The sequence below is a fragment of the Streptomyces sp. NPDC091972 genome, assembly GCF_044756385.1.
In the GTDB taxonomy this organism is placed as follows: Bacteria; Actinomycetota; Actinomycetes; order Streptomycetales; family Streptomycetaceae; genus Streptomyces.
The window spans coordinates 315,315-331,870 of sequence record NZ_JBIVSV010000007.1 but is presented as its reverse complement, the minus strand read 5'-3'; the positions used below and the strand labels follow the sequence as shown (position 1 = coordinate 331,870).

Annotated in this window: 18 protein-coding genes; 9 read left to right on the top strand and 9 right to left on the bottom strand. The window is 71.5% G+C overall.

The features are described from left to right. Positions 1–102: 102 nt before the first annotated feature. The gene (gene folP, locus ACIQJT_RS23005; protein ID WP_402646209.1) at positions 103–963 is read right to left on the bottom strand and encodes a dihydropteroate synthase; all 861 of its coding nucleotides are present in this window, start codon (positions 961–963) and stop codon (positions 103–105) included. 152 nt (positions 964–1,115) lie between these two features. Here folP and ACIQJT_RS23000 point away from each other — a divergent pair, with 152 nt between their 5' ends. Together ACIQJT_RS23000 and ACIQJT_RS22995 are read left to right on the top strand one after the other, a co-directional pair. Then, the gene (locus tag ACIQJT_RS23000; RefSeq protein WP_365456175.1) at positions 1,116–1,469 is read left to right on the top strand and encodes a DivIVA domain-containing protein; all 354 of its coding nucleotides are present in this window, start codon (positions 1,116–1,118) and stop codon (positions 1,467–1,469) included. Next, positions 1,466–2,044, top strand: coding sequence for a DNA-3-methyladenine glycosylase I (locus ACIQJT_RS22995; protein ID WP_402646206.1), 579 nt, complete (start codon positions 1,466–1,468; stop codon positions 2,042–2,044). The genes ACIQJT_RS23000 and ACIQJT_RS22995 overlap by 4 nt, the downstream gene beginning before the upstream one ends. Before the next feature lie 3 nt (positions 2,045–2,047). Here ACIQJT_RS22995 and ACIQJT_RS22990 read toward each other — a convergent pair whose 3' ends face one another. Next, positions 2,048–2,839 carry an enoyl-CoA hydratase/isomerase family protein gene (locus ACIQJT_RS22990; RefSeq protein WP_402646203.1) on the bottom strand — a complete coding sequence of 264 codons (792 nt, stop codon included), beginning with the start codon at positions 2,837–2,839 and terminating at the stop codon, positions 2,048–2,050. Between the two features lie 358 nt (positions 2,840–3,197). On the opposite strand from ACIQJT_RS22990, the gene ACIQJT_RS22985 reads away from it, so the two are divergent. After that, positions 3,198–3,365 (top strand): DUF3117 domain-containing protein, encoded by a 168-nt coding sequence (locus ACIQJT_RS22985; protein ID WP_003966491.1) that lies wholly within the window; start codon positions 3,198–3,200, stop codon positions 3,363–3,365. 104 nt (positions 3,366–3,469) lie between these two features. Here ACIQJT_RS22985 and ACIQJT_RS22980 read toward each other — a convergent pair whose 3' ends face one another. Next, entirely contained in the window at positions 3,470–4,102 is a 633-nt protein-coding gene (locus tag ACIQJT_RS22980) for an O-methyltransferase (protein ID WP_078960001.1), read from the bottom strand. 301 nt (positions 4,103–4,403) lie between these two features. Here ACIQJT_RS22980 and sigE point away from each other — a divergent pair, with 301 nt between their 5' ends. The 4 genes from sigE (at position 4,404) to ACIQJT_RS22960 (ending at position 7,743) form a co-directional block, all read left to right on the top strand. Continuing rightward, entirely contained in the window at positions 4,404–5,102 is a 699-nt protein-coding gene (gene sigE, locus ACIQJT_RS22975; RefSeq protein ID WP_359030203.1) for an RNA polymerase sigma factor SigE, read from the top strand. Then, positions 5,099–6,058 carry a zf-HC2 domain-containing protein gene (locus ACIQJT_RS22970; protein ID WP_402646200.1) on the top strand — a complete coding sequence of 320 codons (960 nt, stop codon included), beginning with the start codon at positions 5,099–5,101 and terminating at the stop codon, positions 6,056–6,058. Before sigE ends, ACIQJT_RS22970 begins: the two co-directional genes overlap by 4 nt. A 308-nt stretch (positions 6,059–6,366) precedes the next feature. Next, the gene (locus ACIQJT_RS22965) at positions 6,367–6,795 is read left to right on the top strand and encodes a sec-independent translocase (protein ID WP_365455156.1); all 429 of its coding nucleotides are present in this window, start codon (positions 6,367–6,369) and stop codon (positions 6,793–6,795) included. A gap of 282 nt (positions 6,796–7,077) precedes the next feature. Then, complete coding sequence (locus tag ACIQJT_RS22960; RefSeq protein WP_037719833.1) at positions 7,078–7,743, top strand: hypothetical protein; 666 nt, start codon at positions 7,078–7,080, stop codon at positions 7,741–7,743. A gap of 45 nt (positions 7,744–7,788) precedes the next feature. Here ACIQJT_RS22960 and ACIQJT_RS22955 read toward each other — a convergent pair whose 3' ends face one another. Genes ACIQJT_RS22955 through ACIQJT_RS22940 form a run of 4 tightly spaced genes read right to left on the bottom strand, consistent with a single transcriptional unit; the run spans position 7,789 to position 12,830 of the window. Further along, positions 7,789–9,723, bottom strand: coding sequence for a glycosyltransferase family 2 protein (locus tag ACIQJT_RS22955; RefSeq protein WP_402646197.1), 1,935 nt, complete (start codon positions 9,721–9,723; stop codon positions 7,789–7,791). Positions 9,724–9,771: 48 nt separating this feature from the next. Then, entirely contained in the window at positions 9,772–10,905 is a 1,134-nt protein-coding gene (locus tag ACIQJT_RS22950; RefSeq protein WP_280849484.1) for an Mrp/NBP35 family ATP-binding protein, read from the bottom strand. Between the two features lie 43 nt (positions 10,906–10,948). Beyond that, complete coding sequence (locus tag ACIQJT_RS22945) at positions 10,949–11,563, bottom strand: DUF1003 domain-containing protein (protein ID WP_365455150.1); 615 nt, start codon at positions 11,561–11,563, stop codon at positions 10,949–10,951. Beyond that, positions 11,553–12,830 (bottom strand): magnesium transporter MgtE N-terminal domain-containing protein, encoded by a 1,278-nt coding sequence (locus ACIQJT_RS22940; protein ID WP_402646193.1) that lies wholly within the window; start codon positions 12,828–12,830, stop codon positions 11,553–11,555. Before ACIQJT_RS22940 ends, ACIQJT_RS22945 begins: the two co-directional genes overlap by 11 nt. A gap of 226 nt (positions 12,831–13,056) precedes the next feature. On the opposite strand from ACIQJT_RS22940, the gene ACIQJT_RS22935 reads away from it, so the two are divergent. Continuing rightward, entirely contained in the window at positions 13,057–13,803 is a 747-nt protein-coding gene (locus ACIQJT_RS22935) for a hypothetical protein (protein ID WP_365455147.1), read from the top strand. Here ACIQJT_RS22935 and ACIQJT_RS22930 read toward each other — a convergent pair. After that, positions 13,800–14,309, bottom strand: coding sequence for a hypothetical protein (locus ACIQJT_RS22930; RefSeq protein ID WP_365455144.1), 510 nt, complete (start codon positions 14,307–14,309; stop codon positions 13,800–13,802). The two genes, ACIQJT_RS22935 and ACIQJT_RS22930, sit on opposite strands and share 4 nt — an antisense overlap. A gap of 10 nt (positions 14,310–14,319) precedes the next feature. Further along, positions 14,320–15,438: a magnesium and cobalt transport protein CorA gene (locus ACIQJT_RS22925; RefSeq protein WP_053851366.1), complete on the bottom strand. Its 1,119-nt coding sequence runs from the start codon at positions 15,436–15,438 to the stop codon at positions 14,320–14,322. 512 nt (positions 15,439–15,950) lie between these two features. Here ACIQJT_RS22925 and ACIQJT_RS22920 point away from each other — a divergent pair. After that, positions 15,951–16,535 carry a suppressor of fused domain protein gene (locus tag ACIQJT_RS22920; RefSeq protein WP_365455141.1) on the top strand — a complete coding sequence of 195 codons (585 nt, stop codon included), beginning with the start codon at positions 15,951–15,953 and terminating at the stop codon, positions 16,533–16,535. Positions 16,536–16,556: the final 21 nt, after the last annotated feature.

Genomic DNA, 16,556 nt, shown 5'->3' with positions numbered 1-16,556 from the left:
GGAGCGGAGCCCGGGGGCGGAGCGCCTGGGAGCGGGCTCGAAGGGGCGGCAGCCCCTGGATGACGGGACGGGACGGGCAGGGGCGGCGGGGGCGAAAAACGCCTACGCCAGCCCCCGCCGAGCCACCGCCGGCGGCCGGTGCCCGGCGATCGAGGCCACCATGTCCAGCACCTGCCGCGTCTCCGCCACCTCGTGCACCCGGTACACCTGGGCCCCCAGCCACGCCGACACCGCGGTGGTCGCCAGCGTCCCCACCACCCGCTCCTTCACCGGCTTGTCCAAGGTCTCGCCCACGAAGTCCTTGTTGGACAACGACACCAGCACCGGCCACCCCGTCGCGACCATCTCGCCGAGCCGCCGGGTCGCCTCCAGGCTGTGCCGCGTGTTCTTCCCGAAGTCGTGCCCGGGATCGATCAGCACCGACTCCCGGGGCACCCCCAGCGCGACCGCCCGCTCGGCCAGCCCCACGGTCACCCGCAGGATGTCGGCCATGACGTCCTCGTACGTCACCCGGTGCGGCCGGGTCCGCGGCTCGGCGCCCCCGGCGTGCGTGCACACGAGACCCACCCCGTACCGCGCGGCGACCTCGGCCAGTCCCGGGTCGACCCCGCCCCACGCGTCGTTCAGCAGATCGGCCCCGGCCTCGCACACCGCCTCGCCGACGGACGCCCGCCAGGTGTCGACGCTGATCACCACGTCGGGGAACCGCCGCCGCACCTCGGCCACGAAACCGACGGTCCGCCGGGCCTCCTCCGCCGCGGACACCTCTTCGCCCGGCCCGGCCTTGACCCCGCCGACGTCGATGATGGCGGCCCCCTCGGCCACCGCCTGCTCCACGCGCGCGAGGGCGGGCTCGTCGAGGAACGTCGCGCCCTGGTCGTAGAAGGAGTCGGGGGTCCGGTTCACGATCGCCATGATCACCGGCTCGTGCGCGTCGAATTCACGCCTGCCCAGCCTGAGCATCCCCTGTGACCTCACTTCTTGCGTCTGTGTGTTCGGCCTCTGCGGCCGCCTGCGACCCTAACTGTCAGACTCGCATGGCACGATCGGACCCTGACACATTCGACGCCGGTGGCCGGACACCGGCAGGGACCCTGGGGACCTCAGCGATGGTTATGTTCTTGTTCCTGGTCATCGCGCTCGCCGTCGTGGTCGCCGCGGTGACGCTCGCCGTGGTGGGCGGCGGCGACAGCGACGGCCCGCTGCCGGACGTCACCCCCGAGCGGCTCCAGGACCCGCTGCCGCCGGACCGGCCGGTGAACCGCGCGGACATCGACGGCCTGCGCTTCCCGCTGACCGCCCGCGGCTACCGCATGGCGGACGTCGACGACGCGCTCAGCCGCCTCGGCGCCGAGCTCGCCGAGCGGGACGCCCGGATCGCCGACCTGGAGTCCGCGCTCGCCGGCGCCCGGGCCGCGGCCCACGTCGCCCTGCACAAGCCGGAGCACGGCCCGGGGGAGCAGCAGTGAGCGAGGGCGCCGCCCTGGTCGGCCCGGACGGCGCGGCCCGCTGCCCCTGGGCCCTGTCCACACCGGACTACGTCACGTACCACGACGAGGAGTGGGGCCGCCCGGTCCACGGCGACGACGCCCTGTACGAGCGCCTCAGCCTGGAGGCCTTCCAGTCCGGCCTGTCCTGGATCACCATCCTGCGCCGCCGCGAGGGCTTCCGCACCGCCTTCGCGGGCTTCGAGATCGCCAAGGTGGCCATGTTCGGCGAGGCCGACCGCGACCGCCTGCTCCTCGACCCGGGGATCATCCGCAACCGCGCCAAGATCGACGCGACGATGGCCAACGCGCGCGTGCTGGCCGAATGGGCCCCGGGCGAGCTGGACGAGCTGATCTGGTCCCACGCGCCGGCCACGCACGCGGTCCCCAGGACCCTCGCGGACGTCCCCGCGGTCACCCCGGAGTCGACGGCCCTGTCCAAGGCGCTGAAGAAGCGCGGCCTGCGTTTCGTGGGGCCCACGACGGCGTACGCGCTGATGCAGGCCTGCGGACTGGTCGACGACCACCTGGAGACCTGCGTCGCGAGGAACCGCTGAGCCCTACCGGCCCAGGTACTTGGGCGTCTCCTTGTTCACGAAGGCCCGCACGGCGATCGCGTGGTCCTCGGAGGCCCCGGCCCGCGTCTGAAGCTCGTCCTCCTTCTCCAGCGTCTCCGCCAGGCTGTGCGACAGCGCGTACGCGAGGGACTCCTTGATCGCGCCGTACGCCACCGTCGGCCCCTCGGCCAGGGCCCGCGCCACCTTCTCCGCCTCGGCGGGCAGCTCGGTGGAGGGCACGAGACGGTTCACGATGCCCAGGTCGTGCGCGTCCCGGGCCGACATGGTCCGCGGGAAGAGCAGCAGGTCGGCGGCGCGCCCCGGCCCCACCACGCGCGGCAGCGTCCACGAGATCCCGGAGTCCGCGGTCAGCGCCACCCCGGCGAACGACGTGTTGAACGCGGCCGTGTCCGCCGCCACCCGGTAGTCCGCCGCGAGCACGAGCCCGAAGCCGGCGCCCGCCGCGACCCCGTTCACCCCGGCCACCACCGGCTTGGGCATCTCCGTCAGCGCACGCACGACGGGGTTGTAGTGCTCCCTGACCGTGCTCATGACCTCCGTCGAACCCTCGGTGAGCAGCCCGATGTGCTCCTTGAGGTCCTGCCCCACGCAGAAGGACCGTTCCCCGGCGGCGGTCAGCAGCACGGCCCGCACGGCGTCGTCCGAGGCCGCCGACTCCACGGCCTCCCGCAGCGCGACCTTCGTGGCGATGTTCAGCGCGTTCATCGCCTCCGGCCGGTTCAGCGTGATCGTCGCGAGCCCGTCGTGCACCTCGTAGAGCACGGTGTCGGCCATGGCGTATCCCCTCCGGTGTGTCCGCTGCATCCGATGTCCGAAGGACAGCATGGCGGAGATCGCCGTCCGGCGACCGGACCGGACGTGTGACCTGCGTCAAACAATTCCGCGGCGCCGGTGACCGGCCGGGATCGGCGCGATGGCGGAGTATCGCAGCCGCATCGCCGAATTGAGTGGTTTTGCTCGCGCGCGTTGCCCAAGCGATGCCGACTGATGTTGGTCATCGGGTCCTGAGATGCGGGATAATGGCTTGGAAGCAATGTGTTCGATGCCGGTGTCGCGTGTCCCACTTGGACGCGCGTGCCCTCCCAGGGCCGTCGGCTACGACGATGAGCTGGTTTCAGGAAGGGGAACGAGCATGGCGGCCATGAAGCCGCGAACGGGTGATGGCCCGCTCGAGGTGACCAAGGAGGGGCGGGGCATCGTCATGCGCGTTCCGCTCGAAGGCGGCGGTCGGCTCGTCGTCGAGCTGACCCCTGACGAGGCCGACGCGCTCGGCGACGCCCTCAAGAAGGTCGTCGGCTGACGCGGAAGCGACCATACCCTTTCGACTGCCCCGGCATCTCCTGAGGTGCCGGGGCAGCGCTCTGCCCGGGCGTTCCCCCCAATGGCCGTACGGCCCTCATCGGCTCAGCGCTTGACCGCGCACAGCAGTCCGTCGCCCACCGGAAGCAGCGACGGCACCAGGTCCTGGCTCTCGCGGACGGCCCGCAGCAGCTCCCGCAGGCGCAGCACCTCCGTCGGCTGCGGCCCCGAGTCCACTGTGCGGCCGTTGGCGAAGACGCCCTCGAAGACCACCAGGCCACCCGGACGCAGCAGGCGCAACGATTCAGCGAGGTAGTCCATGACCTCCTGCCGGTCGCCGTCGCAGAAGACGAGGTCGTAGCCGGCGTCGGCGAGACGGGGCAGGACGTCCAGGGCACGGCCCGGGATGAAACGGGCCCGGTTGCTGGCGAAACCGCAGGCGCGGAACGCCTGGCGGGCGAACTGCTGGTGCTCCGGCTCGGGGTCGACGGTGGTCAGCACCCCGTCCGGGCGCATGCCGTGCAGCAGATGGATGCCGGAGACCCCGGTCCCGGTGCCGATCTCGGCGACCGCCTTGGCGTCCACCGAGGCCGCCAGCAACCGCAGCGCCGCGCCCGCGCCGGGCGACACCGAGCGCAGCCCCGCCTCACGGGCCCGGTCGCGGGCCCAGCGCAGCACTTCGTCCTCGGCGACGTAGGCGTCGGCGAACGCCCAGCTCGTCTGCCGGTTGCCGGTAATGGCCCTCTCCTTGCCCCGTGGTTGCCTGGGCGTGACTGTATCCGTTGCCGCCGGGAACCCGCAGATGGGACCGGGCGTTTAGAGGGGTGGAGACGTACCCGGGGGGACACAGTTGGATCACGAAGCCGAGCGGGCCCTCGAGCAACTGCTGACGCAGGGGACCGAGTGGTATCAGCCCAGATCAAATTCTCGTAAAACCGCTTATCCGGAGCTAACGGGCGAGGTGGCTATGGTAGGGGCTCCACTGGAGACAACCAGAGCCGACAGGGGAGGTGCGGCCGCACCGGGAGATCGCGGGGGAGTGCTGCGGCGCTTCCTCGGATCGGCGGGCAGGCCGAAATCCGTGAACGACACCGCTGACCACAGCCACGCCGGCGACTACGCCCAGACCGCGACCTTCACCACCGACGCGGACGGGCAGGCGTGGACTCCGCCCACCTGGGAGGAGATCGTCAGCACGCACAGCGGCCGCGTCTACCGCCTCGCGTACCGCCTCACCGGCAACCAGCACGACGCCGAGGACCTCACGCAGGAGGTCTTCGTCCGCGTCTTCCGCTCGCTGTCCACGTACACCCCGGGCACCTTCGAGGGCTGGCTGCACCGCATCACCACCAACCTCTTCCTGGACATGGTCCGCCGCAAGCAGCGCATCCGCTTCGACGCCCTCGGCGAGGACGCGGCCGAGCGACTGCCCAGCCGCGAGCCGTCGCCCCAGCAGGTCTTCAACGACGCCCACTTCGACGCGGACGTCCAGCAGGCCCTCGACACCCTCGCGCCGGAGTTCCGCGCCGCGGTCGTCCTGTGCGACATCGAAGGGCTGTCGTACGAGGAGATCGCCGCGACCCTGGGCGTCAAGCTCGGCACCGTCCGCTCGCGCATCCACCGCGGCCGTTCCCAGCTGCGCAAGGCCCTCGCCCACCGCTCACCCGAGGCCCGCGCCGAGCGCCGCTCCTTCATGGCCAGGGTCCCCGCGCTGGGGGGAGGGGGCGCGTCCGCGTGAGTGGATCACTGCCCAAACCCGGCGAGGGAAGCCTCGCGGAACAGCATCTGGGAGACCGACTCGCCGCCCTGGTGGACGGCGAGCTCGGTCATGCGACGCGTGAGCGTGTCCTCGCGCACCTCGCCACCTGCCCGAAGTGCAAGGCGGAGGCCGACGCCCAGCGCCGCCTGAAGAACGTCTTCGCGGAGGCCGCGCCGCCCCCGCCCTCCGAGAGTTTCCTGGCCCGCCTCCAGGGGCTGCCGGGAGGTGATCCGGAGGACGGCGACAGCTCGCCGTTCGGCGGGGGAGGATTCGGAGCACCGTCGGGACGACCCGCCGCCGGAGCCTTCGGCGTGAGACGTGGCGAGCGCTTCGAGTTCGACTACGTCCCCGCCCGCCCGCACGCCGCGATGGTCCCGCCGCCCGTCGGCCGGGGCTTCCGCATCCATGACGTCAGCCGCCACGACGCCGACCGCTCGGCCTCGCGCGGCATGCGGTTCGCGGTCGTCGCCGCCGGAGCGGTCTCGCTGGCCGCGATCGCGCTGGGCGGCGTCACCACGGGCATGCCCGGCGACACCGACGCCCGTGGCGCCGGCAGCAACGTCACCCCGGCGCGCACGCCCGGCACCGGAGCCGTCGTGCCGGAGAACCAGCGCCGCCGCGGCACAGGTCCGCTGCTCACCCAGGGACAGGGACAGCGGATGCCGGGCGACACCCCGGTCGCCCCGACCACGGCCTCCGCACCCCTGCTGCCGGGCATCCCCGCCCAGGTGCAGGAGGCGGCCCTGCACACGCTCACGGCACCCGTGGTCGCCGGGGCCGCCGCGATGTCCCCTCTCATACGTCCGCTCAGCGCCACTCCGCCGCTCACCCTGACGTCCCTGTCCACCACGCCGGACCTCACCGCCGCCGGTCTCCTCGCCGCACCCGTCCCCTCCACCACGTCAGCGCCCACGCCGCCCGGCGCCACCCGCTGACCGCGTCCTCTTCGGCTCCCCGGCCCGTGTCCTCGGGCCGTGACTGCGTCATGCCGTCGACCCGGTGACGCCGTCACCCACCTGGCGCCCCGCCGCGCGGACCGATCGACAGAAACCTCACAGAGACGCCCCGGAACGGTGGTCCACCGGGCAAACAACCCGGAAAACCGCCCGTCCGCCCGTACTCGGAGCCCCCGGGACGGTACCGGCCGCACGGCATCCCCAGGTACCGTGGACCCGGCCCGGACCACGGAAGACCGCACAGACCACCGAGGGCCGAGGACCGAGGACATCGCAAGGAGCTTCAGGTGTTCAATGACATAGGACCGCTCGAGCTGATCACGCTCGTTGTCCTCGCCGTGCTCGTCTTCGGTCCGGACAAGCTCCCGAAGGTCATCCAGGACGTCATGCGGACCGTGCGCAAGATCCGCGAGTTCTCCGAGAGCGCCAAGCAGGACATCCGGCAGGAACTGGGCCCGGAGTTCAAGGACTTCGAGTTCGAGGACCTCAACCCCAAGACCTTCATCCGCAAGCAGCTCGACAACGACGAGCTGGGTCTCAAGGAGATCCGCAACGGCTTCGACCTGAAGAAGGAGATGGCCGAGGTCACCGACGCCGTGCACAGCACGGACACCTCGCCGTCCCCGTCCTCCTCGGGTGGCCGGATCGACATGACCAAGAAGGCCGAGGAGCCCGGCAAGGACGAGCGCCCGCCCTTCGACGCGGACGCCACCTGAGCCGTACGCCCCACCGGAAGGCGCCTGCCGAGCAGTTCGGCTCGCGGGCGCCTTCTGCCGTCGGACGTGACGCGTTTCATACCCCGCCCGCCCCTCCCGCCCCCCTCGTACGGCCGGAAGCCACCCCCCGTGCGCCCCGCGCGCCGGGCGGTTTCCGCGCAGTTCGGAGCGGTGTGGCTATGCTGCCGAGTTGTTGTGCGGGCCGTACGCGAACCAGCGACGCCGCCCGAAGGGGGGCGGGCCGGTCCGGTCCGACGAGAGCTAGTAGGAGGCGTCCGGCACATGGAGACGACGAGTGGGGCAGTCGCGCAGGCGCCGGCCGCGGAGGGCGGCCAGCAGGTTCCCTCCGCCCGGCGCACGGTCGACGGCTACCTTCAGGCGCCCTTCCCCTGGTACGGCCTCGACGAGGCCTTCACGGGGCCGCGCTGGCTGATGCAGGTCGGCACGTCGGCCGACGGGGCCGTCGAGCACGGGTCCATCGGACACGGCGACGAGCCCTCCGTGAAGAACGAGGCCGGCTCCACGGGCGAGCCGAAGGAGAAGTTCGCGGTCGTGGTGACGGTCGCCGCGAACCCGTCCCGCAGGAGCGCGGACGGCACCGGGCTGCTGGAGGCCACGTCGGTCTCCTCCGCCGCCTGGCTGGCCGGGGTGGGGCTGCTGTCGTTCACCTGGCCCGGGCAGATGGACCACTCCCTGCGCGACGACTGGCTGGACCAGCAGACCGAGACGGCCTGGGTCCTGGCGGACGACCTCGAAGGACCCGACTGGTCCACCCTGTCCCTCCCCGTGGACGGCGTGCCCACGCCCTTCCACTACCGGGAGTCGGAGTTCGGCTGGGTGCTCGCCGGCTCCACCCAGGAGGGGGTGCACGTGGGGGCGTACGGGAGAGGCATGAGTGCCTACGGCCTCGGGTTCGCGATGATCAAGGACATCTCGGCGTACGCGTAGCACGCGGCGGGGCACCGAGAATCCATACGGTGCCCCACCACCCCGCTACCGGCCGAACCGCCGCCGTACCCGCCGGACCTGGCGGTTGTCGGCGACCGCGTCGAGCAGCCGGCGTCCGGTGCCGGCCTGGTGCGCCGGGCCCTCCAGCCGCAGCAGGGAGCCGTCGCGGACGACGGCGTACGCGAGGGGGGCGTCCGTCTTCGGGAGGCTGACCGGGTGGCGCCCGGCCGGAAGCTTGAGACGGGCGGGCAGCCGCAGCACGGCCGTCGTGCCACCGTCCTCCCCGGGCACCAGCTCGGCGTCCACCGTCAGGGCGGACACGGTGACCTTGAGACGAGCCGCAGGACTGCCCGCGCCTGCCGCCACAAACGGCAGCGGCAGTGACCGCTCGCCCCGCGCGGTGTTCTCCGCAGCCGCTCCGGCCGTGTCGGCACCGAGCCTGCGCTGGCGCTGGTCCACGTCGAGGGCGAGCTGACCGCTGCCCGTCCAGTACGGCAGCGCGAGCCGCCCACCGGTCAGCGCCGGACCCGCTGCCGGGGCCCCCGGAGTGCCGTCGCCGGTGAGGCGGACCATCCGGTCCACGCCCAGCAGCTGGACGTACGCCCACACGTCGTGCACCCCGCGCTCCAACGGCCGTCCGCCCGCGAGCCGTTCGGGGTCGAGGAGCAGCCGCCCGGACGCGATCAGCCGGGAGCGCCCCTCGCCGGCGGGTTCGAGCCGCACCTCCAGGTCGCCCTCCGGGTACCACCAGTCCTCGCGGTCGCGGTCCTTGACGACCAGTTCGGCGTAGGCCAGCCGGAACGGATCGCGCACCTCCCAGCCGTCCTCGGTCCCCGGCACCCCCGCCAGCAGCTCCGGGTCCAGCCACCGCTTCCCGTCCCGCTCGACGAGCACCAGCGGCTCACCGTCCCCGCGCAGCAGGTCCAGCGTGACGTCGGCGACCAGCCGGCCGTCCTCCCAGCGCAGTCCGCCGACGACGCTGCGGGCCTTGACCTGACGCACACGCTCGGCGAGGGCGACGGCACCGTCGAAGTCACCGCGCTCGAGGAGCTCGGCGCGCAGCCGGGACACGGTGGGCAGGCCGTCGCGTACGGCGGGCGGGAACTCCTCGACAGCGAGCTTCCGGGCCGCCTCGAAGCGCTCGCGCTGCTCGGCGGGGTCCTCGCGGAGGATCTCGGGTTCGCGGGTGCGGGAGAGGATTTCGACGTGGTAATTGCGGTGCAGGAGGCGGTTCTGGAGGGCGTCGAGGTCGTCCGAGGCCTCGGTGCCGTCCTTGATCTGGCGGACGATGGTGCGGACGTTGTCCCAGAAGCCGAACCGGGGATCGAACCGGTGTTGGGTGTTGTTGCCGCCGTCGTCCCGCTTCATCCAGTAGTAGCAGGGGTAATCGGTGAGGATCGAGATCCGTTCCGCCTTCAGGTAGGCGGCGCTGACGAAGAGCATGTCCTCGAAGAACCACGGCCCCTCGGGGAACCGGAGGCCGTGTTCCTCGACGAAGGCCCGCCGGAACATCTTGTGCGGCGTCATGCTCTGCATGAGCTCGTCGTTCTCGATCGTGCAGGCGTCCACGGTGTGCCGGAACAGCCGCCGGGGCCGCACCATCGTGCTGGACATCTTGCCGAGCACCACGTCGGCGTCGTTGCGCTTCGCGTGCTCGTACAGCCGCTCCAGGGCCTCGGGCCCGAGGGTGTCGTCGTGGTCGACGAACTGGATGTACTCGCCCTTGGCGTGCCGCATCCCGAGATTGCGCGGTGCGCCCGGCCAGCCGGAGTTGGGCCGGGTGTGCACCTGGACGTTGGGGTGCAGGCCCGCCAGCTTCTCCACGCGGGCCAGCGTGTCGTCGGTCGAGCCGTCGTCGACGTAGATGACCTCGTACTCGTCGGCGGGCAGACTCTGCCCGAGCAGCGACGGGGCGCACTCGTCGACGTACTTCCCGGTGTTGTAGACGGGAACGATGACGCTGACTTTGACTCTCGGCATTCCACGGACCTTACCCGGCCCGTGGAACACCTCTTCAGGGCGTGCGCCTCAGAACTTGTTCTTGGGTGTGATCCCCAGCGACAGCCCCGAAAGCCCCCGCTGCCGCCCCCCGAGCTTCCCCGCGATCCCCCGCAGCGCCGCGCCCGCCGGGGAGTCCGGGTCGGTCAGGACGACCGGCTTGCCCTCGTCGCCGCCCTCTCGGAGGCGGACGTCGATCGGGATGGAGCCGAGGACCGGGACCGTCGCACCCGTCGTGCGGGTCAGGCCGTCCGCGACCGTCTGGCCGCCGCCCGTGCCGAAGACGTCGACCATCTCGCCGCAGTGCGGGCAGGGCAGGCCGGACATGTTCTCGACGACGCCGACGATCTTCTGGTGGGTCTGGACGGCGATGGAGCCCGCGCGCTCGGCGACCTCCGCGGCCGCCTGCTGAGGCGTGGTGACCACCAGGATCTCCGCGTTGGGGACGAGCTGGGCCACCGAGATCGCGATGTCACCCGTGCCGGGAGGCAGATCGAGCAGCAGGACGTCCAGGTCGCCCCAGTACACGTCCGCCAGGAACTGCTGGAGGGCCCTGTGGAGCATCGGGCCGCGCCAGACCACCGGGGCGTTGCCCGGGGTGAACATGCCGATGGAGATGACCTTCACGCCGTTCGCCGACGGCGGCATGATCATGTTCTCGACCTGGGTCGGGCGGCCGTCGGCGCCCAGCATGCGCGGCACCGAGTGGCCGTAGATGTCGGCGTCGACCACGCCCACCTTGAGGCCGTCGGCCGCCATCGCCGCCGCCAGGTTCACGGTGACCGAGGACTTGCCGACGCCGCCCTTGCCGGAGGCGACCGCGTACACGCGGGTCAGGGACCCGGGCTTCGCGAAGGGGACCTCGCGCTCGGTCTGGCCGCCCCGCAGGGCCGTCGCCAGCTCCTTGCGCTGCTCGTCGCTCATCACGTCGAGCGTGACGTCGACGCGCGTGACGCCCTCCACGGCCGCGACCGCGTCCGTCACGCGCTGCGTGATCGTCTCGCGCATCGGACAGCCGGAGACGGTCAGGTACACGGTGACCGCGACCGCCCCGTCCGCGCCGATGTCGACCGACTTGACCATCCCGAGCTCCGTGATGGGGCGGTTGATCTCGGGGTCGTTCACCGTCGCCAGTGCCTCGCGCACCGCGTCTTCGCTAGCCATACAGACGATGGTACGGCGGCGGCGGGCGCCCCCCGCACCCCCGTCAGTGGTCGTCTACGTCACGCCCGTGCGGCCGTTCTGCCGGGAATACGACGTGCCCGTCGTGCTGCCGTGCCTCCAGCTCCTTCATCAGGTCCTGGAGCTCGGAGCGGATCCAGTCACGCGTGGCCACCTCACCGAGGCCGATGCGCAGGGAGGCGATCTCGCGGGTCAGGTACTCCGTGTCCGCGATCGACCGCTCGTTCTGCTTGCGGTCCTGTTCGAGGTTGACCCGGTCCCGGTCGTCCTGCCGGTTCTGCGCGAGCAGGATCAGCGGGGCTGCGTAGGAGGCCTGGAGGGACAGCATCAGGGTGAGGAAGATGAACGGGTAGTTGTCGAAGCGCAGGTCGCGGGGTGCGAAGACGTTCCACAGGACCCACGCGATGATGACGACCGTCATCCAGACGATGAACCGCCCGGTGCCCAGGAAGCGGGCGATCCGCTCCGACAGCCGTCCGAACGCCTCCGGGTCCCACTCGGGCAGCAGCCTGCGCCTCGGCGGGCGCGGCTGGTCGAGGCGGGCGCGGGGACGGCTGGTCGCCGTGGCGCCGGAGGGGGTGCGCTCGCGGGCACCGGAGGACGCGCGCTCGCGGTTCGGGGTCTCGCGCTCAGGCGTCATGGTGGGCCGCCCCCTCCGCGTCGAACTCCGTCTCCCGCCAGTCCTCGGGCAGCATGTGGTCGAGGACGTCGTCGACGGTCACCGCGCCGAGCAGCGAGCCCGAGTCGTCGACCACGGGCGCCGCGACCATGTCGTACGTCGCGAAGAACCCGGCGATCACCGGCAGCGTCGCGTCCGGGTCGAGGGCCTGGAGGTCGTCGTCGACGAGCGAGCTGACGAGGGTGTACGGGGGATCGCGCAGCAGCCGCTGGAAGTGGACCGTGCCGAGGTACTTGCCGGTCGGGGTCTCGTCGGGCGCCCGGCACACGTACACCTGGGCGGCCAGCGCGGGGGACAGGTCGGGGTTGCGGACGCGGGCGAGCGCGTCGGCGACGGTCGCGTCCGGGCGCAGGACGATCGGCTCCGTCGTCATGAGACCGCCGGCCGTGTGCTCCTCGTACGCCATCAGGCGCCGCATGTCGGCCGCGTCGCCGGGCTGCATCAGGCTCAGCAGGCGCTCCTGCTCCTCGGTGGGGAGCTCGGCGAGCAGGTCGGCCGCGTCGTCGGGGTCCATGGCCTCCAGGACGTCGGCGGCCCGCTCCTCCTTCAGCTTGCCGAGGATCTCGATCTGGTCGTCCTCGGGCAGCTCCTCCAGTACGTCGGCCAGGCGGTCGTCGTCGAGGGCCGCGGCCACCTCCGCGCGCCGCTTGGGGGAGAGGTGGTGCAGGACGTTGGCCAGGTCGGCCGCGCGCAACTGCTCGAAGGTGGCCAGCAGGCTCTCCGCGCCCTGTCCGTGCTCCTCCAGGGTGAAGCCGGTGACGGCGGACCACTCGACGGTCAGCGCCTCGCCCTTGCGCCGGAACGCCCCGCCCTTGCCGCCCTTGCGGACGAAGACGCGGTCGATCTCCCAGTCCCGGCGGGCCGGCAGTTGCTGCACGGAGATGTCGAGCACGGTGACCTGCTCGCCGCTCTCCACGAGCGTGACCCGCCGGTCGAGCAGCTCGCCGAAGACGAGGCGCTCGGTGGGCCGTTGCTCGAAGCGGCGGACGTTGAGCACACCGGTGGTGATGACCTGGCCGGACTCGATGCTCGTCACCCGGGTCATGGGCAGGAAGATGCGGCGCCGGGTGGACAGTTCGACGACCAGCCCGAGCACCCGGGGCGGCCTGCGCCCCACGCGCAGTACGACGACCAGATCGCGGACGCGTCCCACCTGGTCGCCGGTGGGGTCGAAGACGGCGACACCGGCGAGGTGCGAGACGAAGATCCGGGGGGCTCCCGCTGCCATGGCTGTGCTTCCTTTGCCTGCGAGGCCGCGTACGGGGTTGCGTACGGGGTGTTTCGTTCGTCGTTCGTTGTCCGGATTGCCCGCTCGGGAGGGCTTAAGGCTAGCCCGTACCGATCGGATACGCCCTGGTGAGGGGTCCGGACGGACTGGCTCCGCCCGGGGACCCGGGCCCCGGTACGCTGCCGTACGCCGCTGAAGGACCCTTGTCGGAAAGGCAGCCCCACCTGTGACCGCGATTCCCCAGGGCCGTGCCCGCAGGACCGTTGTGGTGGGCGCGATGTGCGCCCTGGTCGTGACGGGAACCGGACTGACGGGCTGCAGCGAGGACCCCGACGCGGGCACCAACGGGGTCGGCAAACTGCCCGCCGACCAGATCCAGTCGAAGACGCGTGCGGCCGCCGAGTCCGCCGGCGCGCTGCGCCTGTCGGGGAACGTGGTCACCAGCGGACGCACGTACAAACTCGACATGCGCCTGAATTCCGAGGGCGGTTCCGGATCGGTCACCGCCGAGGGGACCACCTTCCAGCTCCTGCGGATCGGCGAGGCGCTGTACCTGAAGGCCGACGCGGGCTTCTGGACCAAGGCCGACGGCAAGGGCGAGGACTCGGACGCGGCCGCCGACAAGCTCGACGGCAAGTACGTGAAGGTGCCGTCGGGCGACCCGGCGTACAAGAAGTTCAGCGGTTTCACGGACAAGGACGTTCTCCTCGACGGACTTCTGACGCTGCACGGCAGCCTCGACACCGACGGCCACCACGAGCAGGCGGGTACCCGCACGATCCGCATCACGGGTGACAAAGGGGACGGCGGCACGCTGGACGTGTCCCTGGAGGGCGAGCCGTACCCGCTGCGCCTGACACGGGCGGGCGGCGCGGGCACCCTGACCTTCTCGGCGTGGGGCAGGAACTTCCCCCTGACCGAGCCGAAGAAGGACGAGACGGTCGACTACGGCAAGCAGCTGCCGGCGTCCTAGCGTTTGCGCCGTTTCACCAGCAGCCGCGGAAGGCCGGCGGGGACCGGCTCTCGGGTGGTCGCCGGGGTCGGCCGCGGCGGTGCGGCCAGGTCGCCCTCGGGCAGCGCGGCCGTGACCCCGGTCGGTTCCAGCCGGAGCACCCGGCACTCGCGGGACCAGCGCTCGGTCATCGCCTCGCCGTCGGGGGCGTTCAGCCGCTTGCCCTTCAGCTCGGCGACCGCCGCCTCCCACGCCTCGGACCCGGCCGCCAGTTCGACGACCCTCGCCGACCAGGAGACCAGTCGGCCCCCCTTGTCCTTGCTGCGGACGGTCACCTCGGCGGTGCCCCCGTCGGCCAGCCCCGGCAGCGGCTGCTCCCCGGGCCCGTCGCCGACCAGGCACGCGGCGCCTTCGTGCCACACGTGCCACAGGGCGCGGGCCGGGCCGCCGGTTCCCTCGACCCAGATGAGGCCGGACTTCTTCGTGGCCTCCTCGACGAGGGCCCGGTCGAGCAGCTCACTTGTCATGGGACCCACCCTAGAGCCAGCCGTTGCGCTTGAGGGTGCGGTGGATGCCCATGCAGATGACTCCGGTCACCGCCATGATCACCGGGTAGCCGAACCGCCAGTGCGTCTCCGGCATGTAGTCGAAGTTCATGCCGTACACCCCGCACACCATCGTCGGTACGGCGATGATCGCGGCCCACGAGGTGATCTTCCGCATGTCCTCGTTCTGCGCGACGGACGCCTGCGCGAGGTTGGCCTGGAGGATCGAGTTGAGCAGCTCGTCGAAGCCGAGGACCTGCTCCTGCACCCGGGCCAGGTGGTCGGCGACGTCCCGGAAGTACTTCTGGATGTCGGGGTCCACCAGCCGCATCGGCCGCTCGCTGAGCAGCTGCATGGGGCGCAGCAGTGGGGCGACGGCCCGCTTGAACTCCAGCACCTCACGCTTGAGCTGGTAGATCCGCGCCGAGTCGACACCGCGCGAGACCTTGCCGCCGCGTCCCGGCGTGAACACCTCGGTCTCCACCTCGTCGATGTCGTCCTGCACCGCGTCGGCGACCGCGACATAGCCGTCGACGACATGGTCGGCGATCGCGTGCAGGACCGCCGAGGGGCCCTTGGCGAGCAGTTCGGGGTCGTCCTGGAGCCGGTGCCGCAGCGCCCTGAGCGAGCCCTGGCCGCCGTGCCGGACGGTGATGAAGAAGTCCCGGCCGGTGAAGCACATGACCTCGCCGGTCTCGACGATCTCGCTGTTGGCGGTGAGTTCGTCGTGCTCGACGTAGTGGATGGTCTTGAAGACGGTGAACAGGGTGTCGTCGTAGCGCTCCAGCTTGGGCCGCTGGTGGGCCTGGACGGCGTCCTCGACGGCGAGCGGGTGGAGCCCGAACTCCGCGGCGATACCGGAGAATTCGGCCTCGCTCGGCTCGTGCAGGCCGATCCACACGAATCCGCCGTCGCGGCGCACCTGGCGCATCGCCTCGTGCGGGCTCGTCTGCTGCTCGGTCGGCACGCGCCGGCCGTCGCGGTAGACGGCGCAGTCGACGACGGCGGAGGGCGTCGAGGGGTCGCGCGTCGCGTCGTACGCGCCGGTGTCCTTGCGCAGCGAGGGACGCGACGGGCGTACGGCGGCACGCAGGTCACGGATCATCGACATGGCAGGCTCCTTCGTGACGGGCAACAAAGGGCGCCGGCGAGGGCTGGAACCACCCGGAATGAGGACGTCCTGCAAGGGGTGTCCCCGCCCTTGAGGCAGGGGAAGGGTGTTTGGCACGTCCACAAAGCGGGGAGCACCGCACCATCGCGGTGGCGAGCTTCGCTACTGATTCAGCTACTGCTGGCGATCAGACAGATCAGGCAAAACGAACGAAGTGCTCTTCCGCACGAAGACGCGAACGTGAAAGGCGGCGATTGCCGAGAGTCACAGAGCTGCATCAGCGGCCGGAAGAACGAGTGGTACTACCAGGTCGACTTCGATCCATGACAGCCCCACCTCCTCCGGCCGGTCCCTCGTAAGGGACGATCCATTCCCGCAAGGGAGTCTCACAAAGCGTCGGAGCTCGATCGCGACGCTTCTGCGTGCTGCCCCGACGACCGGGCCAGAGTACCAGCAGGCCGAAGTGTCAAGGCGCTGCTTTGCCCGGTACTGACGAGTTCTATGCTCGCCGCATGGCAGATGTTCTTCCTCTGGTCGAGGCCCGGTTGCGCAGTGCGCTGGGCGAGCCGGACGCGCGCGCGGCGGTCACCTTCCTCGGCACGGACCGCATCGAGGTGCTCCGCTTCACCGACGGGGACGTCGTCCGCTACGCCACCCTCGGCATGTCGGCCCAGCCGATGGGCGACCCCACCGCGATGCTCGCCGACCCGGTCAAGGGCCCGCGCGCCGAACTGCTCATCTCGGTACGGGCAGGGCTCGCCGACACCGACAAGGTGCTCCGCCCGCTCGCCGTGCTCGCCGCGTCCCCGCAGGTCGAGGGCGTGGTCGTGGCCCCGGGTGCCTCGCTCGACGTGGGTGAACCCCTGTGGCCCGGCGCCCCGTTCACCTCGGTCCTGGTCGCCGAGCCGGGCGGACTGGTCGAGGACCTGGAGCTCGACGAGCCCCTCGACCCGGTCCGCTTCCTGCCGTTGCTCCCCATGACTCCCAACGAGGCCGCCTGGAAGCGCGTCCACGGTGCCCAGGCCCTCCAGGAGCGCTGGCTGACCAGCGGGACGGACCTCCGGGACCCGTCCCGGAAATCCGTCGCGCTGGACTGAGCCGGACGTGAGCAAGCTCAC